Annotated in this window: 17 protein-coding genes; 13 read left to right on the forward strand and 4 right to left on the reverse strand. The window is 40.9% G+C overall.

The window, feature by feature from the left end; all coding sequences use genetic code 11:
* Positions 1-13: 13 nt before the first annotated feature.
* From cobA to cyoE, 12 genes are all read left to right on the forward strand, one after another.
* On the forward strand, positions 14-796 hold the full coding sequence (cobA, locus tag ACP8HG_RS05340) for a uroporphyrinogen-III C-methyltransferase (RefSeq protein ID WP_338652453.1): 783 nt from the start codon (positions 14-16) through the stop codon (positions 794-796).
* 99 nt (positions 797-895) lie between these two features.
* A complete protein-coding gene (locus tag ACP8HG_RS05345; RefSeq protein WP_438298300.1) occupies positions 896-1,651 on the forward strand; it encodes a sirohydrochlorin chelatase in 756 nt (251 codons plus the stop codon).
* Between the two features lie 23 nt (positions 1,652-1,674).
* Positions 1,675-1,833, forward strand: coding sequence for a YezD family protein (locus ACP8HG_RS05350; protein ID WP_438298301.1), 159 nt, complete (start codon positions 1,675-1,677; stop codon positions 1,831-1,833).
* A 144-nt stretch (positions 1,834-1,977) separates the two neighbouring features.
* Positions 1,978-3,804 (forward strand): assimilatory sulfite reductase (NADPH) flavoprotein subunit, encoded by a 1,827-nt coding sequence (locus ACP8HG_RS05355; protein WP_438298302.1) that lies wholly within the window; start codon positions 1,978-1,980, stop codon positions 3,802-3,804.
* Positions 3,805-3,829: 25 nt separating this feature from the next.
* Positions 3,830-5,554 (forward strand): assimilatory sulfite reductase (NADPH) hemoprotein subunit, encoded by a 1,725-nt coding sequence (cysI, locus tag ACP8HG_RS05360; RefSeq protein ID WP_438298303.1) that lies wholly within the window; start codon positions 3,830-3,832, stop codon positions 5,552-5,554.
* A 481-nt stretch (positions 5,555-6,035) separates the two neighbouring features.
* A complete protein-coding gene (locus ACP8HG_RS05365; protein WP_187047705.1) occupies positions 6,036-6,659 on the forward strand; it encodes a precorrin-2 dehydrogenase/sirohydrochlorin ferrochelatase family protein in 624 nt (207 codons plus the stop codon).
* A gap of 23 nt (positions 6,660-6,682) precedes the next feature.
* Positions 6,683-7,612, forward strand: coding sequence for a cysteine synthase A (cysK, locus tag ACP8HG_RS05370; RefSeq protein ID WP_438298304.1), 930 nt, complete (start codon positions 6,683-6,685; stop codon positions 7,610-7,612).
* Between the two features lie 164 nt (positions 7,613-7,776).
* The gene (locus tag ACP8HG_RS05375; protein WP_399632188.1) at positions 7,777-8,619 is read left to right on the forward strand and encodes an ABC transporter ATP-binding protein; all 843 of its coding nucleotides are present in this window, start codon (positions 7,777-7,779) and stop codon (positions 8,617-8,619) included.
* Positions 8,552-9,304, forward strand: a complete 753-nt coding sequence (locus ACP8HG_RS05380) for an ABC transporter permease (RefSeq protein ID WP_067208970.1) — start codon at positions 8,552-8,554, stop codon at positions 9,302-9,304. The genes ACP8HG_RS05375 and ACP8HG_RS05380 overlap by 68 nt, the downstream gene beginning before the upstream one ends.
* A gap of 200 nt (positions 9,305-9,504) precedes the next feature.
* The gene (locus ACP8HG_RS05385) at positions 9,505-10,509 is read left to right on the forward strand and encodes an ABC transporter substrate-binding protein (protein ID WP_338652444.1); all 1,005 of its coding nucleotides are present in this window, start codon (positions 9,505-9,507) and stop codon (positions 10,507-10,509) included.
* A gap of 330 nt (positions 10,510-10,839) precedes the next feature.
* Positions 10,840-11,838, forward strand: a complete 999-nt coding sequence (locus ACP8HG_RS05390) for an aliphatic sulfonate ABC transporter substrate-binding protein (protein ID WP_438298305.1) — start codon at positions 10,840-10,842, stop codon at positions 11,836-11,838.
* A gap of 206 nt (positions 11,839-12,044) precedes the next feature.
* Positions 12,045-12,986 (forward strand): heme o synthase, encoded by a 942-nt coding sequence (gene cyoE, locus ACP8HG_RS05395; protein ID WP_067208977.1) that lies wholly within the window; start codon positions 12,045-12,047, stop codon positions 12,984-12,986.
* Between the two features lie 167 nt (positions 12,987-13,153).
* On the opposite strand, the gene ACP8HG_RS05400 is transcribed toward cyoE, so the two are convergent.
* The 4 genes from ACP8HG_RS05400 to selD form a co-directional block, all read right to left on the reverse strand.
* Positions 13,154-14,179, reverse strand: a complete 1,026-nt coding sequence (locus tag ACP8HG_RS05400; RefSeq protein ID WP_438298306.1) for a hypothetical protein — start codon at positions 14,177-14,179, stop codon at positions 13,154-13,156.
* A gap of 176 nt (positions 14,180-14,355) precedes the next feature.
* Positions 14,356-15,843 carry a catalase gene (locus tag ACP8HG_RS05405; RefSeq protein ID WP_067208981.1) on the reverse strand — a complete coding sequence of 496 codons (1,488 nt, stop codon included), beginning with the start codon at positions 15,841-15,843 and terminating at the stop codon, positions 14,356-14,358.
* 507 nt (positions 15,844-16,350) lie between these two features.
* Positions 16,351-17,415, reverse strand: coding sequence for a tRNA 2-selenouridine(34) synthase MnmH (gene mnmH, locus ACP8HG_RS05410; protein WP_438298307.1), 1,065 nt, complete (start codon positions 17,413-17,415; stop codon positions 16,351-16,353).
* A 33-nt stretch (positions 17,416-17,448) separates the two neighbouring features.
* Positions 17,449-18,498 (reverse strand): selenide, water dikinase SelD, encoded by a 1,050-nt coding sequence (gene selD / locus ACP8HG_RS05415; RefSeq protein WP_438298308.1) that lies wholly within the window; start codon positions 18,496-18,498, stop codon positions 17,449-17,451.
* A gap of 138 nt (positions 18,499-18,636) precedes the next feature.
* Here selD and dacB point away from each other — a divergent pair, with 138 nt between their 5' ends.
* Positions 18,637-20,124, forward strand: a complete 1,488-nt coding sequence (gene dacB / locus ACP8HG_RS05420) for a D-alanyl-D-alanine carboxypeptidase/D-alanyl-D-alanine endopeptidase (protein ID WP_438298309.1) — start codon at positions 18,637-18,639, stop codon at positions 20,122-20,124.
* Positions 20,125-20,210 lie beyond the last annotated feature (86 nt).

Genomic DNA, 20,210 nt, shown 5'->3' on the forward strand with positions numbered 1-20,210 from the left:
AGGAGAGATGAGAATGGGAAAAGTATTTATAGTTGGAGCTGGACCTGGAGATGTTGATTTAATCACCGTTAAAGGGATGAAATGTATTCAACAAGCGGATGTCATCTTGTATGATCGTTTAATTAATAAAGAGTTGCTCTCCTATGCAAAACCGGGAGCGGACTTAATTTATTGCGGAAAACTCCCAAATTACCATGCAATGATTCAGGAGACGATTAACCACTTTTTAGTGAAATATGCGAAGCAGGGAAAAATCGTCACACGCTTAAAAGGTGGAGATCCATTCGTTTTTGGCAGAGGTGCTGAAGAGGCGGAAGTTCTTGCAGACAACGGAATCCCTTTTGAGGTGGTTCCAGGAATTACTGCTGGAATTGCGGCTCCTGCTTATGCGGGAATCCCAGTCACGCATCGTGATTTAAGTTCTAGTTTTGCGATTGTAACTGGCCATATGCGTGCTGGAAAAAGCGATTCCATTCATTGGGAAAGTCTTGCAGTTGGTATTGATACATTAGCGATTTATATGGGTGTCGGAAACTTACCTTATATTTGTGAGCAACTGACTAAGCATGGCCGACCTGAAAACACGCCAGTTGCACTTGTTCATTGGGGGACGACAGAAGCGCAGTATACGATTACAGGTACACTGTCGACCATTGTAGAGATTGCGAGAGAATCTGAAATTAAAAACCCAAGTATGATCATTGTCGGCGAAGTTGTGAAATTGCGTGAGAAGATTCAATGGTTTGAACAAACAGAGTTGAACCAAAATAGTATTAAAGAAGTATCTGCATACTAGCAGTTTAACTTCATTCAGCAGGGGTGAAAATCCCCGCTTAATAATAAAGAAAGGTTACCTTATTACGCCGAGGCGTACTTGATACGAGGAGGGATTAGCATGCAGGCAGTTTTATATGTGGGCCACGGTAGCCGAATTAAAGCAGGTGTCGAAGAAGCCATTCAGTTTATTAAGAGCAGTCAAGCAATGATCGATGTTCCGATTCAAGAGATTTGTTTTTTAGAACTAGCGGCACCAAGCGTGGATGAAGGGATTACGAAATGCGTGGAACGCGGAGCTACTAAAATTGCCATTGTACCTATACTTTTATTAACCGCAGCGCATGCAAATGAAGATATTCCATTTGAAATCGAAGTGGGAAAAATCATGTATCCCGATATCGAATTTACATACGGAAAAGCATTTGGCATTCATCCGAAGATTGTTGATAGTTTATATGACCGAGTTGTTGAACAAAAAGTAGCGATTGCAGAAGATACTCAAGTGTTAATCGTAGGCAGGGGGAGTAGTGATCCCGCAGTTAAGCATGATTTAAACGAAATTGCACAGCTTCTTGCTGACAAGTACGCCTTTAATAAAGTAACTGTTTGTTTTCTTTACGGAGCAGATCCTCATTTCGATGAAGCATTACTGCAACTACAGGAAGCACCTCAAAAGCAAGTTTTCATTATTCCGTACTTATTATTTACAGGTATTTTAATGAATGGCATTGAGAAAAAGATTGTGACACAGTCTCCTAATGACCAGCAGCTTATTCTTTGTGAAAATCTTGGTTATCACAAATATGTCCAGGATGTACTTGTAGAACGGGTGAATGAGTTACTTGAAAAAGAGCAAATCAGTCAGCTTATTTAAATGAAGATATTTTGTCTGAGAGGATGAAAGGGACTATGGAGAAACGGGAACAAAATCTTGAACTTACTATTGAAAATGTTAAAAAGATGCTGAGCACGATGAATTATGGCTCTATCACATTGGTTATTCAAGACAATGTTGTGGTTCAAATAGAGAGAAACGAGAAAATCAGATTAAAATAATGCTCTTTTTATAGCTGTGTATGTTGAAATAAAGAATTCTTTTGAATTCGATATGACGCTTGAGGAGACCTCAGCTTAGTTTATATAAGTATTCGCGTGTTCAGCATATATATGTAAAATACTAATTTTGCGGGGTGGGAAATTTTGGCGCTTCAAGTGATAAACAGTCCTTTTAATCAGGAGCAGGTAGAACTCCTAAATCAACTTTTACCGATACTGACAGAGACACAACAAATCTGGTTGGGCGGCTATCTGAGTGCGAGTCAATTAGCTACGCAATCAAACGCTTCTGGCAGCGTAGCAGTTCTGGAAGCTCCGTCAAAACAAATAGAAGTCATCTCAAAAGAAGTGACAATTCTCTATGGATCTCAGACTGGTAACGGGCAGGCTTTAGCTGAAAAACTGACGAAGAATTTAAAAGCAGACGAGTTCCAAGTAACGCTTGCTTCTATGAATGAATTCAAACCGAATTCGCTTAAGAAGATTGAGAACTTACTACTTATTGTAAGTACACATGGTGAAGGTGATCCACCAGATAATGCATTGCCATTCTATGAATTTCTTCATGGTAAAAGAGCGCCACAATTGGATAATCTGCACTATTCGATCCTGTCTTTGGGAGATAGTTCTTATGAGTTTTTCTGTCAGACAGGTAAACAATTTGATGAACGATTACTGGAGTTAGGTGCAAAACAGCTTAGTCCACGCGTCGATTGCGACTTGGATTATGATGAATCTGCCGCGGAATGGTTTACGAATGTTTTAGCCGCATTAAATGAGCAACGAGGAAGCAGTTCTACAACGGTCCAACAACCAGTCAACAAGGGTGTTACGGAACAGCTGGAGTATTCTAGAACAAATCCATTTAAAGCTGAAATCCTAGAGAATTTGAATTTAAATGGCCGTGGTTCAAACAAGGAAACGCGTCATCTTGAGTTATCACTTGAAGGATCGAACCTCGAGTTTGAACCGGGAGATAGTTTGGGCATTTATCCGAAAAATGATACTGGATTAGTGGATAGCTTGATTGCAGAGATGGGCTGGAATGCTAGCGAAGCAGTGAAGGTCAATAACCAGGGGGAGCTTAAGCCCTTGCGCGAGGCATTGATTTCTAGTTTTGAAATCACTGTATTGACGAAACCATTACTACAAAAAGCAGTGCAATTTACCGCTAACAATGAATTAAAGGAACTCTTGGAATCAGCAAGGGAGCAAGAATGCAGGGATTATCTCTATGGTCGTGATCTATTGGATCTAGTACGGGATTTTGCACCATGGGAAGTCTCTCTAAGTAATTTTGTCGCAATATTACGTAAAATACCCGCGCGCTTATATTCAATTGCCAGTAGTTCAAAAGCAAATCCAGATGAAGTACATCTCACGATTGGAACTGTTCGTTATGAGGCACATGGTCGCGATCGGGTTGGTGTCTGTTCAGATGAATGTGCTGTACGTGCGCAACCAGGAGATCATTTACCGGTATATGTTCAGCGTAACTCGAACTTTAAATTACCAGAAGATCCTAACAAGCCTTTGATTATGATTGGACCTGGTACTGGAATAGCTCCGTTCAGATCATTCTTGGAAGAACGCGAGGAGATTGGCGCCGAAGGGAAAACATGGTTGTTCTTTGGTGATCAACACTTCGTAACAGACTTTCTGTATCAGGTTGAATGGCAACAATGGCTCAAAGAGGGTGTATTGACGAGAATGGATGTTGCATTTTCCCGTGATACGAAAGATAAAGTCTATGTCCAACACAGAATGATTGAGAACAGCCAAGCTATTTTTAAGTGGCTAGAAGAGGGTGCTGTACTCTACGTCTGCGGTGATGAAAAGCATATGGCTGCTGACGTCCATACTACTTTGGAAAAAATCATTGAAAAAGAAGGTGCCATGAGTACCAAGGAAGCATCTGATTATTTAGCTGACATGCAACAGCAGAAACGTTATCAACGTGATGTCTATTGAAACAAGTGAGAGAGGAGCTAGTTACATGACTAAAAAAATAATTCTTCCGCCACAACCCGGTCCACCTAGTGATGTTGAGCGGATTAAGAGTGAGAGTAACTATTTACGAGGAACGCTTGTGGAGACGCTTGAATATCCGATTAGTTCGGGGATACCTGACGACGATAATCGATTGATGAAACACCATGGGAGTTATCTGCAAGATGATCGGGATTTACGCAATGAGCGACAACGTCAAAAATTAGAGCCGGCATACCAGTTCATGGTCCGTGTTCGCGCTCCGGGCGGCGTTGCAACCTCGGCGCAATGGCTAGCAATGGACGGTGTTGCCAATAAATTTGGTAATGGAACGTTGAAATTGACTACCCGACAAGCATTTCAAATGCATGGGATTTTAAAGTGGAATATGAAGGAAAATATTCAGGAAATTAATGCGGCATTGATGGATACACTAGCGGCTTGTGGTGATGTGAACCGGAATGTCATGTGTAACCCAAACCCTTATCAATCGGATATTCATGCCGAGGTCTATGGTTGGGCTCAGAAACTAAGTGATTATCTTTCGCCACGGACCAATGCGTACCATGAAATTTGGCTTGATGGTGAAAAAGTAATCGACAGTCAAGAAACAGAGGAAGAAATCGAACCATTATATGGTGCGCTCTATTTACCACGGAAATTTAAAATTGGTGTAGCAGTTCCTCCTAATAATGATGTTGACGTCTTTTCGCAGGATCTTGGTCTAATTGCCATTTTAGAAGAAGGTAAATTAGTAGGATTCAACATTGCAGTCGGAGGCGGCATGGGGATGACACATGGAGATACAGACACCTATCCTCAGTTAGCACGGGTGATTGGATTTTGTACAACAGATCAGATTATCGAAGTAGCCGAAAAAATCATTACGATTCAACGTGATTACGGGAATCGTTCTGTTCGAAAGTATGCACGTTTTAAATACACTATTGATACACGTGGACTTGATTGGGTCGTAAAAGAACTCAATGAGCGATTAGGCTGGGAACTAGAAACCGCGCGTGATTATCATTTTGAACATAATGGAGATCGTTATGGTTGGATAGAAGGAAGCGATGGCACTTGGCATTTCACGCTCTTTATCCAAAATGGTCGAATCCAAGACTTGGATGATTATCCACTGATGACTGGCTTGCGCGAAATTGCCAAGATTCACACAGGAGATTTCCGCCTTAGCCCAAACCAAAACCTGATTATCAGCAATGTTTCGAGTCAAAATAAGAAAAAAATCGTCGAACTGATTGAACAGCATGGATTGACTGATGGACAGCATCATTCTGCATTACGTCGAAGTTCAATGGCTTGTGTTGCTTTTCCAACTTGCGGACTAGCGATGGCTGAAGCTGAACGTTATCTGCCTTCGCTGTTGGATAAGATGGAACTGATTTTGGATGAAGCGGGATTGCGTGAAAAAGAGATTATCATACGAATTTCAGGGTGTCCAAACGGTTGTTCTCGTCCTTCTTTAGGGGAAATAGCCTTTATCGGTAAATCTCCTGGAAAATATAATATGTATCTAGGGGCTGGCTTTGTTGGAGATCGACTAAACAAATTATACCGGGAAAACATTGGAGAAGAAGAGATTCTAGCACTACTTAGACCACTATTTTTCCAATACGCGAAGGAAAGACAAGAAGGCGAGCATTTTGGAGATTTTGTTATCCGTGCAGGACATGTGAAAGCAGTCCAATCTGGATTGGACTTTCACGATTAATAAGAAAAGCGCAAGCGCCTAGGTAGACCCGAAAAGCGCTAGAGGGCCAAAAGATAAAGGCGTACTTTGCCTTTAACTTAAGGACTGAAGCGACTCGAGGGTCTAGGCGCTGGAGTCTAGACAATAAGAAAAGCGCAAGCGCCTAGGTAGACCCGAAAAGCGCTAGAGGGCCTAAAGATAAAGGCGTACTTTGCCTTTAACTTAAGGACTGAAGCGACTCGAGGGTCTAGGCGCTGGAGTCTAGACAATAAGAAAAGCGCAAGCGCCTAGGTAGACCCGAAAAGCGCTGGAGGGCCTAAAGATAAAGGCGTACTTTGCCTTTAACTTAAGGACTGAAGCGACTCGAGGGTCTAGGCGCTGGAGTCTAGACAATGCTCCAAGTGAAAAACTTATACTTTTTAATAATATAAAAAAGCTAAGTAGGACCGCTGATTTTACGGTCTTTTCCAGAATAACTTTACAGCGGCAGGTGGATAAAACAATGAAATCCTACCCGATTATGTTGAACATCGAAGGCAAAGCTGTAGTAGTAGTTGGTGGTGGTCTGATTGCCTACAGAAAAATTACCGGCTTGCTACAGGCAGGTGCTTATATAACTGTGATTAGTCCGGTGATTCATTCGAAAATAGAACAACTCTTTATTGAGAACAAGATTTCCTGGAAAAATAAATTGTTTGAACCGGTTGATCTTGATTCCGCATTGATTGTTATTGCAGCCACAAATAGTGAAATCGTGAACACATTCGTTGCATCGTCTGCTGGCAAGCATCAACTGGTCAATATCGTTGATAATCCGGAGTTAAGCACCTTTCATGTCCCTGCAAAGCTGACAAGGGGTGACCTAACGATAAGTGTTGCAACGGGCGGCGGAAGTCCGACACTTTCCAAAAGCATTCGTGATGAACTTGCCGTAATTTACGACGATACTTATGGCGATTATCTTGAATTTCTAACGCTGTCGAGAGAAAAAGTTAAGCATTCTATCTTTGATCAAACAATAAAAACGAAATTACTTAAAGCAATCACGAATGACACGTACAGGCAATCTAACAACATGCAAAATGCCTTTCTAGAATTAATAAGTGGATATCAAAACATGTCCTAAATGTAACTGGGAGGATGACAGATATGCGCGTCGTAAACAATATAGCTGAATTGATTGGAAATACTCCGCTTGTGAGATTGAATAGACTGCCAGATTCAGAAGGAGCAGCTGTCTATGTGAAACTTGAATATTTTAATCCAAGCGGGAGCGTAAAAGACCGAGCTGCATACAATATGATTGTCGAAGCAGAAAAAAGTGGGGAATTGGTTGCGGCGGCAACGATTATTGAACCGACATCAGGCAATACAGGAATAGGATTGGCAATGAATGCCGCGGCAAGAGGTTATGGAGCGATTTTCGTCATGCCGGATAATGCAACGATTGAACGCATTAATTTAATGAAAGCATATGGTGCGGAGGTCGTTCTAACTCCAAGTGAGGAAAGAATGCCAGGTGCAATCGCCAAAGCAAATGAATTAGCTGCACAAATTGAAAACAGTTTTATCCCCATGCAATTTGAAAACTCTGCAAATCCGGATATTCATCGGACAACAACGGCTGTTGAAATTAGTGAAGCGATGAAGTCCGTTGGAAGAAAGCTTAATGCTTTTGTTTGTACATCAGGAACGGGAGGGACAGTGACAGGTACCGGAGAAGCACTTAAAGAACTTGATGCTAGAATAACGGTTCATGTTGTTGAGCCCGCCGGATCACCTGTCTTATCGGGCGGAGAGCCTGGTAAGCATAAGCTTGTTGGAACAAGTCCAGGTTTTATTCCTTCCGTTTTGAATACGAACGTCTATGATGAAATATTTATGATACAAGACGATGAAGCTTACGAGACAGTACGGTCTTTAGCTGCGAATGAAGGGATTCTTATTGGCCCTTCGGGAGGCGCCGCCGTATACGCGGCTTTGACTGTTGCAAGACGATTGACTCCAAATGATACGGTCGTCTGTATTGCACCAGATTCCGGTGAACGCTATTTATCGAGCGATCTGTTCGGATTTTAAAACCAAATCTTCAATTTACGGAGTGCGTGAATAATAAATATTGCTACTAAATTAGTTGAACATATGAAAACCTATATAAACTGAACGAAGTGGCCTTAAAAGGAATTCTTTATTTCAACCTATATAGATTTACTTGTAGGGAATTTTAGGGAAGGGGTATTTGAATGTATTTAACAATAGACGGCATTGTGAAAAGTTTTCCGCACAAAGAAAATGGTCATGTCAAAGTGCTGGATAATATCTCGTTAGACGTGGAAAAAGGACAGTTTGTTTCAATTGTTGGTCCTTCCGGTTGCGGGAAGTCGACATTGCTCTATCTGATTGCTGGTCTTGAAAAGGCTGATCAAGGGGAAATTCGGATTGCTGGAAAAGTAGTGACGGATCCCGGACCAGATCGTGTCGTTGTATTCCAACAGGATGGATTATTTCCATGGTTAACGGTTCTTGATAATGTCACGTATGGCTTACGTTTAAAGGGTCTGCCAAAAAAAGAGGCAGAGGACAAAGCGAGAGAAATGTTGAAAATGGTCCATCTAAGTAATTTTATCGACGCCTATCCACATCAGCTGTCCGGAGGTATGAAACAACGTGTTGCTATCGCACGCGCACTTGTTATGGAGCCCGCAATTTTACTAATGGATGAGCCATTTGCGGCATTGGATGAGCAGACCAGAATGGTGTTACATAATGAACTTCTGGAAATTTGGCAAAAAACGAAGGTGACAATCTTTTTCGTTACGCATAACATTCGGGAAGCTGTCCTTTTATCCGAAAAGATTGTTGTATTTGAAACACGTCCTGGAAGAATAAAAGAGATTTATTCTTCAAAAACAATGAAAGACGGCGTTATGCCAAATGATGTAACCTTTCATTTGGAAAAACAGATATTGGCATCACTGCAAGGTGAAATTGAGAAAGTGTTAAAGGAGGAAATGGGGGATGACTACATTTTTAAGACGAACCCTCTTCATCGGGATTCTAGCGGCGATATGGGAAGTCACATCTAGATTATCAAGCTTACCCGATTTCATGTTTCCGAGTCTCAGCCAAGTATTGCATACACTTTACACAGGTATTTTGAGTGGTCAAATAATGACTGCAATCCTTACTAGCATGAGTCGTCTATTAATAGGATTTACAATTGCGACAATCCTTGGTCTTTTTTTAGGTTACCTCATATGGCGTTCTGAGTTAGTGGAAGACACACTTGGATTTCTTGTCACGGCATTGCAATCGATTCCGAGTATTGTTTGGTTCCCACTTGCAATCATTTGGTTCGGTTTGAACGATTTCTCTATTCTTTTTATTGTAACAATCGGAGCGACTTGGACAATGACAATCAATGCGACAAGTGGTTTTAAAAATGTGCCAAGGCTTTATCAACAAGTAGCTAAAACATTAGGTTCTAGCGGTTTTCACTTTTTGCGAACAGTTATTATGCCAGCATCTGTCCCGCAGCTCATATCTGGATTACGAATCGCCTGGGCATTTTCCTGGCGCGCGTTAATGGCAGGGGAACTTCTTGGTGGTGGGGGAGGGCTTGGATATCTCTTGGAAATGGGAAGGTCACTCGGACAAATGGATTTGGTAATCTCGGTAATGATCATCATTGGTGTTATCGGTACAATCATGGATAATCTTGTCTTTTTACGACTGGAGCGCAGTGTGCAGAAAAAATGGGGAATTAGTTAAGGGAAAAGCGGAAACAGCATGCTAAGACGTGACAGGCATAATCAGGAATGACTTTGAAAGATGGTAGTCTAAATACGTGATATTCATGGCGCAACAAGGAGGGGGAAGTTCAATCCCTCCCCACTGCATGACCCGCATCGTGCAGACCAACTGTCTGGGCGTTGAAGAATAGATAATAGAAAAAAAGGGGAGAGAACGAAATGAAACGTAATTTGTTCTTACTTGGGCTTATTTCTTTAGCTGTATTGGCAATTGTATCTGGCTGTGGAAAGACAGAAAAAGGAGCACAAGACAGTAAAGAAGTGAACATTGGTTATTTCCCTAATTTAACGCATATCGCTACAATTGTGGCGCTAGAGAAAGATTATTTCACTGAAGCGTTTGGAGAAGATATTAAAATCAACACAAAAACCGTCAGTAACGGCGGCTTGTTTATGGAGGCGATGGTGACTAAATCCATTGATGTAGGAACAGTAGGACCCGGTCCATTACTGAACTTCTACGTAAAAGATCCCAACTATCATATTATTTCAGGCGCTGTAAACGGGGGAGCCGTCCTCGTCGCGAGTGAACATAGTAATATTAAAGAACTTGCTGATTTAGACGGGAAGAAAGTTGCGATTCCTGTAATAGGAAGTACCCAAGATGTAATGTTACGTAAAGCACTAAAAGATGTGGGTCTGAAGCCGACGTCAAATGGTGGCACAGTCGAAATGTTTGCTGCAGCACCAGCTGATACAGCAACGCTCTTTATTCAAAAGTCTGTGGATGCTGCAGCAACCCAGGAACCATGGGGCTACATTTTGGAAACGCAGGCGAACGGTCAATTGTTGTTAGATTGGGAATCATTCGCTTGGGGGAAAGAATCGACAAATACCGTGGTTGCAGCAAGTAAGAAATTTTTGGGAAATGAAACATTAGTGAAGGCCTATTTAACAGCACATGTAAAAGCAGTAGAGTTTATTGAGCAAAATCCTGAAGAAAGTCAGGATCTAGTTATAAAGCACATCAAAGAATTAACAGGAAAAGAGATTGATAAAACTGAGCTCGCAGCCGCATTTAAGCGCCTGAAAGTAACCACGTCTGTCAATGAAGAAGTTATTCAGGAGATGGCTGATATTAGTAAAGAGGCAGGGTATGTTACTAGTAATGATATTGACGGTTTAATTCAATTGAAACAGTTGAAGTCAATAGAAGCAAAATAATAAAATGTAAAGCGTTACTGATTTAGTAGGATTATAAACATCATAATGATGTTTATAATCCTACTGCGTTCGTTAATGGTGCAGTAGTCGTTTAGTCCAAACTGATCCGAAAGCACCTGTACATAGGGTATCTAGTGTTTTATCACAAAAGTAAGCAATCATTTACTGGTTAGCTTAGGTTAATCAACACATGTAATAGGTAATGATCATTATTGGCGGCATCGATACAAACGTAGATAATCTAGTTTTTTTCGACTGGAGAGCAGTGTGCAGAATAAATGGGGAATAAGTTAAGAGGTTATTTATAGAAACAGATGGGGAGAGAAAAGGATGAAACGTAAATTTTTCGTACTTGCGCTTATTTCCTTAGTTATATTGAGTATTTGTGCTGCATGCGCTAAAGCAGAACAAGGAGCACCAGGCAGTAAAGTCGTGAACATTGGATATTTCCCGAACTTAACGCACATGGCTACAATCGTTGCGCTGGAGGAAGGTTATTTCACTGAAGCGTTTGGGGAAGATATTACAATCAACACAAAGACCGTCAGTAACGGCGGACTGTTCATGGAAGCGATGGCTACTAAATCCATTGATGTGGGAACAGTAGGACCAGGTCCTGTACTGAACTTTTACGTAAGAGACCCTAACTATCATATAATTTCAGGCGCTGTAAATGGTGGTGCAGTCCTTATTGCTAGTGAAGATAGTAACGTTAATGAGCTTGCTGATTTGGATAGGAAGAGAGTTGCGATACCTGGAATTGGGGGTACTCAAGATATCATGTTGCGTAAAGCACTAAAAGATGTGGGTCTGAAGCCGACAGCAAATGGAGGAACAGTCGAAATGTTTGCGGCAGCACCAGCCGATACAGCAACACTATTTATTCAAAAGTCTCTAGATGCAGCTGCAATACCAGAACCCTGGGGCTATATTTTGGAAACACAGGCAAATGGTAAGCTTTTATTGGACTGGGAATCATTCGCATGGGGGAAAGAATCACCAAATACTGTTGTCGCCGCAAGTAAGAATTTTTTGGAGAATGACAAGTTGGTGAAAGCCTACTTAACAGCTCATGTAAAAGCAGTTGAGTTTATTGAGCAAAATCCTGAAGAAAGTCAAAATCTTGTCATTAAACACATCAAAGAATTAACGGGAAAAGAGATTAACAAAGCTGAAGTCGCATTTAAGCGCCTAAAAGTAACTACTTCAGTCAATGACGAAGTAATTCAGGAAATGGCTGATATCAGTAAGGAAGCAGGATATATCCCTAGTAGCGATATTGAAGGTTTAATTCAATTGGATCAGTTGAAGTTTATAGAAGGAAAATAATAAAACGTAACTAATTTTATTGAATTGGAAACATCATATTGATGTTTCCAATTCTTTTTTCTCGTAGTTTTGAAAATGTCACAAAGCTTTCCTTTGTCTTACTTGAAAACTAAGAGTAAAATGGAGTTAAGTATGCCAGCCACTGAACGAATTGGGAATCCACCAAATTGGAAAAGCACCTGGCTTTTTTGAGGAGAGACGAATTGATGACTAAAGTAATGGATCCTTCTTGGGAGAAGGTTAATGAAAAAACTGTTTCGAAAGAAAAAAATCTTTCTACGCTATTCGCAGATCTTAAATCTTTATTTAAGGCGATAGTCTTAATCTCTAATGTGCTACCTGTCCTTACTGGATTTTGGTTAGCACTCTATTTTACGAATGGAACTTTTTTAGCAAACTGGGATGTATTTTTGTTGACGATTTCAGGCAGTACACTTGTTATGGCTGGGGCACTTATCTTGAATAACTGGTACGACGTCGATATTGATACAGTGATGGAGCGGACCAAAAACCGTCCGACAGTTACTGGAAACTTTACACTTAAGTTTGTCTTTAGATTAGGAATCATATTATCTGTAGTAGGTTTAGTACTTCTAGCTTTTACAACAATTGAAGCGGCTGTCTACGCATTTATTGGATGGTTTACGTATGTTATTTTGTACACAATGTGGTCAAAACGTAGATATACGCTAAATACAGTCATTGGCAGTGTATCAGGTGCGGTGACACCTTTAATTGGATGGGCTGCAATTGCACCTGGTTATCATATCGTGCCAATCGTACTGACGCTTATCCTATTCATTTGGCAAATGCCGCATACGTTTGCTATTGCCATGAAGAAAGTGGAAGAATACAGTTTGGCAAAAGTGGCGATGCTTCCAGTCGTTCACGGGTTTAATTTTACAAAGCGGCAAATGGTTATCTATGTCGCATGCTTACTGCCATTACCATTCTTTTTAGGATCGCTTGGTACAGTATTTGTTATTATTGCCTCGTTGATGAACATTGGGTGGTTAATTGCGACTATCGCCGGATTTTTCACGAAAAACGATATGAAGTGGGCACATCTGATGTTCATGTGTTCGGTGAATTATGTAGCTATCCTGTTTACACTGATGATTCTTGTTACATTGCCAGCATTTAATTAAACAAGAAATTTCAAGCTATCTTAGAATGGTCAAACCACGTAAGTGTCAGGGTGATAAATAATACAAGTATGCAAAAATGAAAATCCTCTCGTGTCTATTATGACATGAGAGGATTTTTAAATTACAGGAACCTATTTATCCCGAAATTATTTGAGAACTTGTACAAATTATTTACTGAAATACACAGCTATTTCTTTTGTGATTTCTTCAGGTACTTTTAAACTTAGCGGTTCTCCGTGCAAGAAATTGAATACGTTCATATCACTTGTTTGGAGTGCGCCCATAGTCAATCGGGGAACAATTCGAACGTGAACACGGTCAGATGAATTCTTACTTACAGGGATAAACAAGGCGAGGTTAAAGCTTGCGATACCGATTGATTCAAAGTAATTGAAAAAGCCCGTGAGACTTTCTGCGAGATCCTGCCAGTTGGTATCCGTTAATTCACCTAACGAAGAAGCACCTAAAACTCCAATGAAATCAATATGACTTTTAGGTGCGAATGCATGAACCCAGTCGATGGAACCCACCGTCGCGATAAAACGTTCACCAATATCTTGCTCACTTTCTATTAATGTATCATAATAGTTTCTTCCTGTTTCTGTGTGAAATTGCTCGCTGCTTGCTAATGTTATCAATTGATAGTTGGTCGGCATCTCAGAGGCCAGCACATGAATATGTGGGTGTAAAATGCTACCGCCTGAAGGGGGTAAGTAGTTCCAGTTGATGGATGCATATGCAGTTTCCGGATCCTGGGCAATAACTTTATTCAAATAGTTATGTGCGGCAGAAAAGGAGTTGGCAATCATTGGTGTTGTGAACTCATCGAGTTTAACGTAATGCTGATCACACATTCGGACCACCGCATTATGCTTGCTGTAAGGGAAGAGGTTTGGAAAAACGACGGCTTCTCCTTGAATTATCCTGCCGTCTTCGGTTATATCATTCGGGAATTTAGGTGTGACTGTGTGTACGTTTTCAATGCAGAATGGACATTTACTACCCGCGGTTTGTGTTGCGAGCTCAGAATAATCTATTGACGTAAAGGATGCACCTGGGTCGAAAATGATTCGGGATGTTTCTCCTGTTAGCGGATCCATTCGAATTTCAGTTTTGCGGTCAATCAATTTTCCATCTTGCATCGGATCATGAAACGTAAAAAATTCTTCTTTTGCTATAAAAGTAATAGACATCTATAGTTTCCCCCTACTGTATATTCTAAATACACTTTCTATTCTACCTGTGATTCACATAAAAGTCAGTAGTATCATAGTGAATGTCTAAAAGGGTGTAGGGATAGGGATTGCCTATAAAAAAAGAGTGTTCCTCGCATTATTATGCGAAGTACACTCCTTATTTGCTTCAATAATTAATCTTCAGAACCAACAGCTGCTTCCACCTCGTGCCAAGAAACACCAAGTGCATCTGCTACACCTTGACCATAAGCAGGGTCCGCTTTGTAACAGTGAACAATATGACGAAGCTGAATATGTTTCTCAACGCCATTCATATTACGACCCGTATTTTCGAACAAAACTTGTTGTTGTTCTATGCTCATTAAGTTGAAGAGTTTACCTGGTTGCTCAAAGTAATTATCGTCATCTTCTCTGAAATTCCATTGGTCTGCTGCACCGAAAAGATCTAGTGCTGGATCTTTATATTTTGGTTGTTCTTTCCACTCACCATAGCTGTTCGGCTCATAATGAAGTGTGCTACCCATATTGCCATCGACTCTCATCGCGCCGTCACGGTGGAAACTATGAACTGGGCATTTCGGTTGGTTGACCGGAATTTGGTGATGGTTCACGCCTAAACGGTAACGCTGTGCATCTCCATAGGAGAAGAGACGACCTTGTAGCATTTTGTCCGGAGAGAAACTGATACCTGGTACAACGTTTGCGGGTGTAAAAGCAGCTTGCTCTACTTCTGCAAAATAGTTATCAGGATTTCGGTTTAATTCCCATTCGCCAACTTCAATAAGAGGGAAGTCTTTTTTATACCATACTTTTGTCAAATCAAACGGGTTGTAAGGCATATTGTTGGCTTGTTCTTCTGTCATTACTTGGATGTACATTTTCCATTTCGGGAAGTTCCCATTTTCGATATTGTCATATAGATCGCGTTGATGGCTTTCACGGTCTTTCCCAACAACTGCCTCGGCTTCTTGGTCAGTCAAGTTTTCAATGCCTTGCTGTGAACGCATATGGAATTTCACCCAAACACGTTTGTTGTCAGCGTTGATCATACTAAAGGTATGGCTTCCGAAACCATGCATATTTCTGTACGAATTTGGAAGTCCGCGGTCACTCATAACAATTGTTACTTGGTGAAGTGCCTCAGGTAGTGATGTCCAGAAGTCCCAGTTGTTATTGGCGCTACGCATATTTGTACGTGGATCACGCTTAACAGCATGGTTCAAGTCTGGGAATTGCATTGGGTCTCTAAAGAAGAACACAGGTGTGTTATTTCCGACAAGGTCCCAGTTACCTTCTTCTGTATAATATCTCATTGAAAATCCGCGAATATCGCGTTCTGCGTCAGCACCACCACGTTCACCGGCTACTGTTGAGAAACGAACGAACATATCTGTTTTCTTACCAATTTCAGAGAAGATTTTTGCTTTTGTATACTGTGAAATATCATGTGTTACGGTAAATGAACCATACGCAGCAGATCCTTTTGCATGCATACGCCGTTCAGGAATAACCTCGCGATCAAAATGCGCGAGCTTCTCCAATAGCCAAACATCTTGTAATAGTATTGGCCCTCTAGGCCCAGCAGTCATTGAGTTTTGATTATCCACAACTGGAGCACCAGCAGCAGTTGTTAATTTTTTATTATTGTCTTTTTCTGTCATAGATTCTCACTCCCTAGATTGTTTTAATTCCTACATGATAATCATACTAAAAAAGAAACAATATATCTACTAATAACATCTACTAAAATTAATTCTTTTATAAAGGCTGCATATCCTCAAGTCGTAAGTAGCTTCGTATGCACTTTTACTGAATGAAGAGGGGGAGAATTACATATATCCATTCTCAATTAGAAGGTATATAAAAAACTTAGAAATGAGACGCAGGCAATTCGGAAAATAGGATTCTCCTTCTATATTAACTTTTATTAACGGAAAAGTCAGTAAAATTATACGGGTATGATAAAAATTAATTAAACGTTAAAGAGAATTCTGTGATTCGGCATATCTCAACAATGAAAAACTGCCTGAACAGTCAACGATAAGGTAGATTGTTCAGGCAGTTCATTTTCTCGATAAAGAGGCAATGTTAACTTGAATCAGCAGAAATCCCTACTGATTAGGAGAATTCAGACTAAAATCGCCTCGTCCTACGGAAACAAGCGCAATTCAAAATTCGGACGCAATTACACCTAGGCGCAATTGCTCTCGCTCGATTGTATGAAGAACTTTTTGAAATGCGTCTTCTATATTTTTCGCATCGATATCTACTTTCTGTATGTCAGTATTTTGATAACCAGAATGTTTATACCTTGGATCGTAATAGTGTTCAAGTAGCAACTCGACTACCCATGCAAACTCACCATTTTCCAAATGCGTTTCAATCTCCTTGGCAATGGGGGTATGTAATCGTTTTTTAATTAATTGAAAAGCCTCCTTGAAACGTTCCGGGTTGTTCCACGGTTCATAGTCTGCTAAAACAATTTTGACCCGTTCCTCAAGAGGGAGTTGAATGACAATTTGCATCCCAATTTCCTTTTTCTCATAAATAAATTGCGGTAAACTTACTTTCCCAATCCGTCTGCTCTCACCTTCTATGAAAACATACTGCTCAGTTTTAAAACGTTCTAATTCACGGACTAATAATGAGTCGAATTTTTTTTGATTGCTTGGCTCAAGTCCTATTTGTCCGAAAATAGAACCGCGATGACCAGCAATGTGTTCGAAATCGATGACTGGATAGCCATTGTTCGCTAGACGCTTCAAAATCTCTGTTTTACCAGTACCCGTATAGCCATTCAATACAATGAAGTTTGGCGGAAAGTTCTCCTTTTCCAATTCATGAACGATCCATTGGCGATACGAACGGATCCCTCCACTTAGTCGAGTGGTATGAATGCCCATTAAATCAAGGACAGTAGCCGCTGTCTTACTGCGCATGCCGCCACGCCAACAGAATACCGTCATAGGCGTTTTAATAAGTTTGAAAGCACGAATAAAATCCGGCAATTTCTCTGAAAAGACTTCAAGCCCTCTTTCCATGGCAACTTCTTGTCCATTGTGTTTATAAAGAGTTCCGATTTCCGCGCGTTCCTCATCATCAAAGACAGGAATGTTAATGCTTCCAGGAATCGTCGCCTCATTAAACTCTTTAGGAGAACGGACATCAATGAATGTATGTGGGCCTTTTTCTTGCAATGTAAATATATCTTCCAACATCAGATCTCGAAACATTCAATACACCTTCTAACCAAAATTTACACTTTATCAAATGACAGTGATCCGTCCTTTATTATCTTCTGTTACTACGCCGATTACCCGTGCGTCTACGCCTTTTTGTTGAAGTTCATCCAACAGTTGACTCGCCTGGTCTCCAGGGAGTGCTATGAGCAGTCCACCAGAAGTAACTGCATCACATAAAATCCAACGGTCGAATTGGTCCATTGTTTCCGAGTACGTGACAACATCCGCTAAGTGGGCGAAATTGTTCTTTGTTCCGCCAGGTACTTTTCCAGCTTCCGCCAGTTCTTTTGTGCGGGGGAGTGTTGGTACTTGGTCTGCAAAGATTCGAATACCCACGTCGCTTGCTTTCGCTATTTCAGATGCATGTCCAAGTAGTCCGAAGCCAGTTACATCTGTGGCAGCATGGACATCGTATGTCGCCATTGTTTCTGCCGCCGTTTTATTAAGTGTGGTCATAATTTTTGTAACATAGACAATTTCATCTTCCGATAATAAACCATTTTTCAATGAAGTTGTGTAAATCCCGACACCGATTGGTTTTGTTAAAAGTAATTTATCACCTGGTTGTGCACCGGCATTTGTTCGTACTTTATCGGGATGAACGATTCCGGTTACGGCAAGACCGAATTTTGGTTCTTGATCATCTATTGAATGTCCGCCGACGAGTGTAACTCCTGCTTCTTTTAATTTATCACCGGAACCACGAAGGATCTCTGTCAGGATTTTTTTATCCAGCGTAGCGATTGGAAAAGCAACGATGTTTAGCGCTGTAATTGGAGTTCCACCCATTGCGTAGATGTCACTGATTGCATTTGTTGCAGCAATTTGACCGAAATCGTAAGGATCGTCGACAATTGGCGTGAAAAAGTCGAGCGTCTGTACCATGGCTATTTCATCAGTCAGTTTATAAACACCCGCGTCATCGCTCGTATCGAGACCAACGAGCAAATTAGGATTGGGAGTCGCAACTGGTAGGCTACGTAATACCTCCGCCAAATCTGCAGGTCCGATTTTACAGCCACAGCCTCCTTTTTTTGTAAGGGAAGTCAATTTTACTGGTTCAGTTTTCTCCATTATTTTTCCACCTTTCGATTACAATTCTATTTATAATCTTAACACAATGGGAAAATAGATTTAGTATAGCAAGTCCTCGCAATCTATTTCTTATGGTAGAATATTCATAGTTCGTGCAAATTTTAAGGGGGTACAGGTTTGATTCAAAAAAGAATAGCACTATCGTTACTATCTGTATTATTGTTCGTTGGAATGCTATTTACAACGGTTCCAGAACATTCAACCGTGTCTGCAGCTGTTTCGTATGAGGGTTTGGAAAACACCATTAATACGATTATGGCAGATAGTAGAATGCGTGCAGCTTCTAGCAGCGTAACCGTGCGCAAAGCTTCAACTGGGGAAATCATCTACCAAAAACAGGGTGATAAAGGGATTACACCCGCCTCCACGCTGAAAATACTCACAGCAGCGGCAGCACTTGAGACACTTGGTGAAAATTATCGTTTCACTACAGATGTATTAACAAATGGCAAAGTAACAAATGGAATACTAGACGGAAATCTATACCTTCGCGGGACAGGCGATCCTACGTTGTTGAAAAAAGACTTTGATGATTTTGCTTCGAAGTTGGCTACACTTGGAGTCAAACGGATTTCAGGTAATCTGGTAGGGGATGACACTTGGTTCGATACGATTCGTTTATCACCAGGTATTGATAAAAATGATGAATCTTATTACTATGCAGCTCAGATTTCAGCATTGACTGTATCTCCGAATACGGATTACGATGCTGGAACGGTCATTGTAGACGCAAAGCCAGCTGCACGCGGGAAAGTAGCAAAAGTAATGCTAACCCCGGAAACTGGCGTTGTTCGAGTGGTCAATCGTTCTAAGACAGTTCCTAAGGGGACTAAAAACACTTTGAAAATTGAACGTCAATACGGTACGAATAACATTATGATTACTGGAAATGTCCCGATTGGTTCCGCTGGCAGGAAAGAGTGGATTACTGTGTCCAACCCAACTGCCTATTCACTTGATATTTTTAAAAAATCATTACTAGCAAAAGGGATAAATTTTGATCCCTCATCTAAAGTATTACGGGGAAAAACTCTAGAAGAATCCAAAATTCTCGTAACTAAAAATTCCATGCCATTAAAGAGCTTGATGAGACCTTTTATGAAATTAAGTAATAACTCACATGCTGAAGTATTGGCGAAGGCAATGGGGAAAATGAAGTATGGGGATGGCAGCTGGAATGCAGGTTTACGGGTGATGCGCGACTATGCTGAGTCAGTCGGTTTAGATGTGAACGAATGGTTGTTTGAAGATGCATCCGGTATGTCCCATGCGAATAAAGTGACATCTGCACAACTGACTGAGTTATTGTATCAAGTGCGAACGGCACCCTGGTACGGGTCGTTTGCGCAAGGACTACCTGTTGCTGGGGCACCGGACCGATTCATCGGAGGTACGCTTAGGAATCGCATGAAAACGGGAACTGCTAAAGGTAATGTCATTGCGAAAACGGGGAGCTTGACAAATGTCAGTGCATTGGCAGGATATGCACAAACAAAAGATGGAGAAACGCTCATTTTCAGTGTCCTAACGCAGGATCACAAATCCAGTACGATTCCTATCCTAGACCGTATTGCAACTGCTATAACTAATTCAACAATTAAATAATAATGTGAATTTGAACATCGGGATATATTTACCTCGATGTTTTTTTAGTGTCATGTATTTTTTTGTAATAATTACTTTCTGGACAT

The sequence above is a fragment of the Sporosarcina sp. FA15 genome, from assembly GCF_051550195.1.
Taxonomy (GTDB): Bacteria; Bacillota; Bacilli; order Bacillales_A; family Planococcaceae; genus Sporosarcina; species Sporosarcina psychrophila.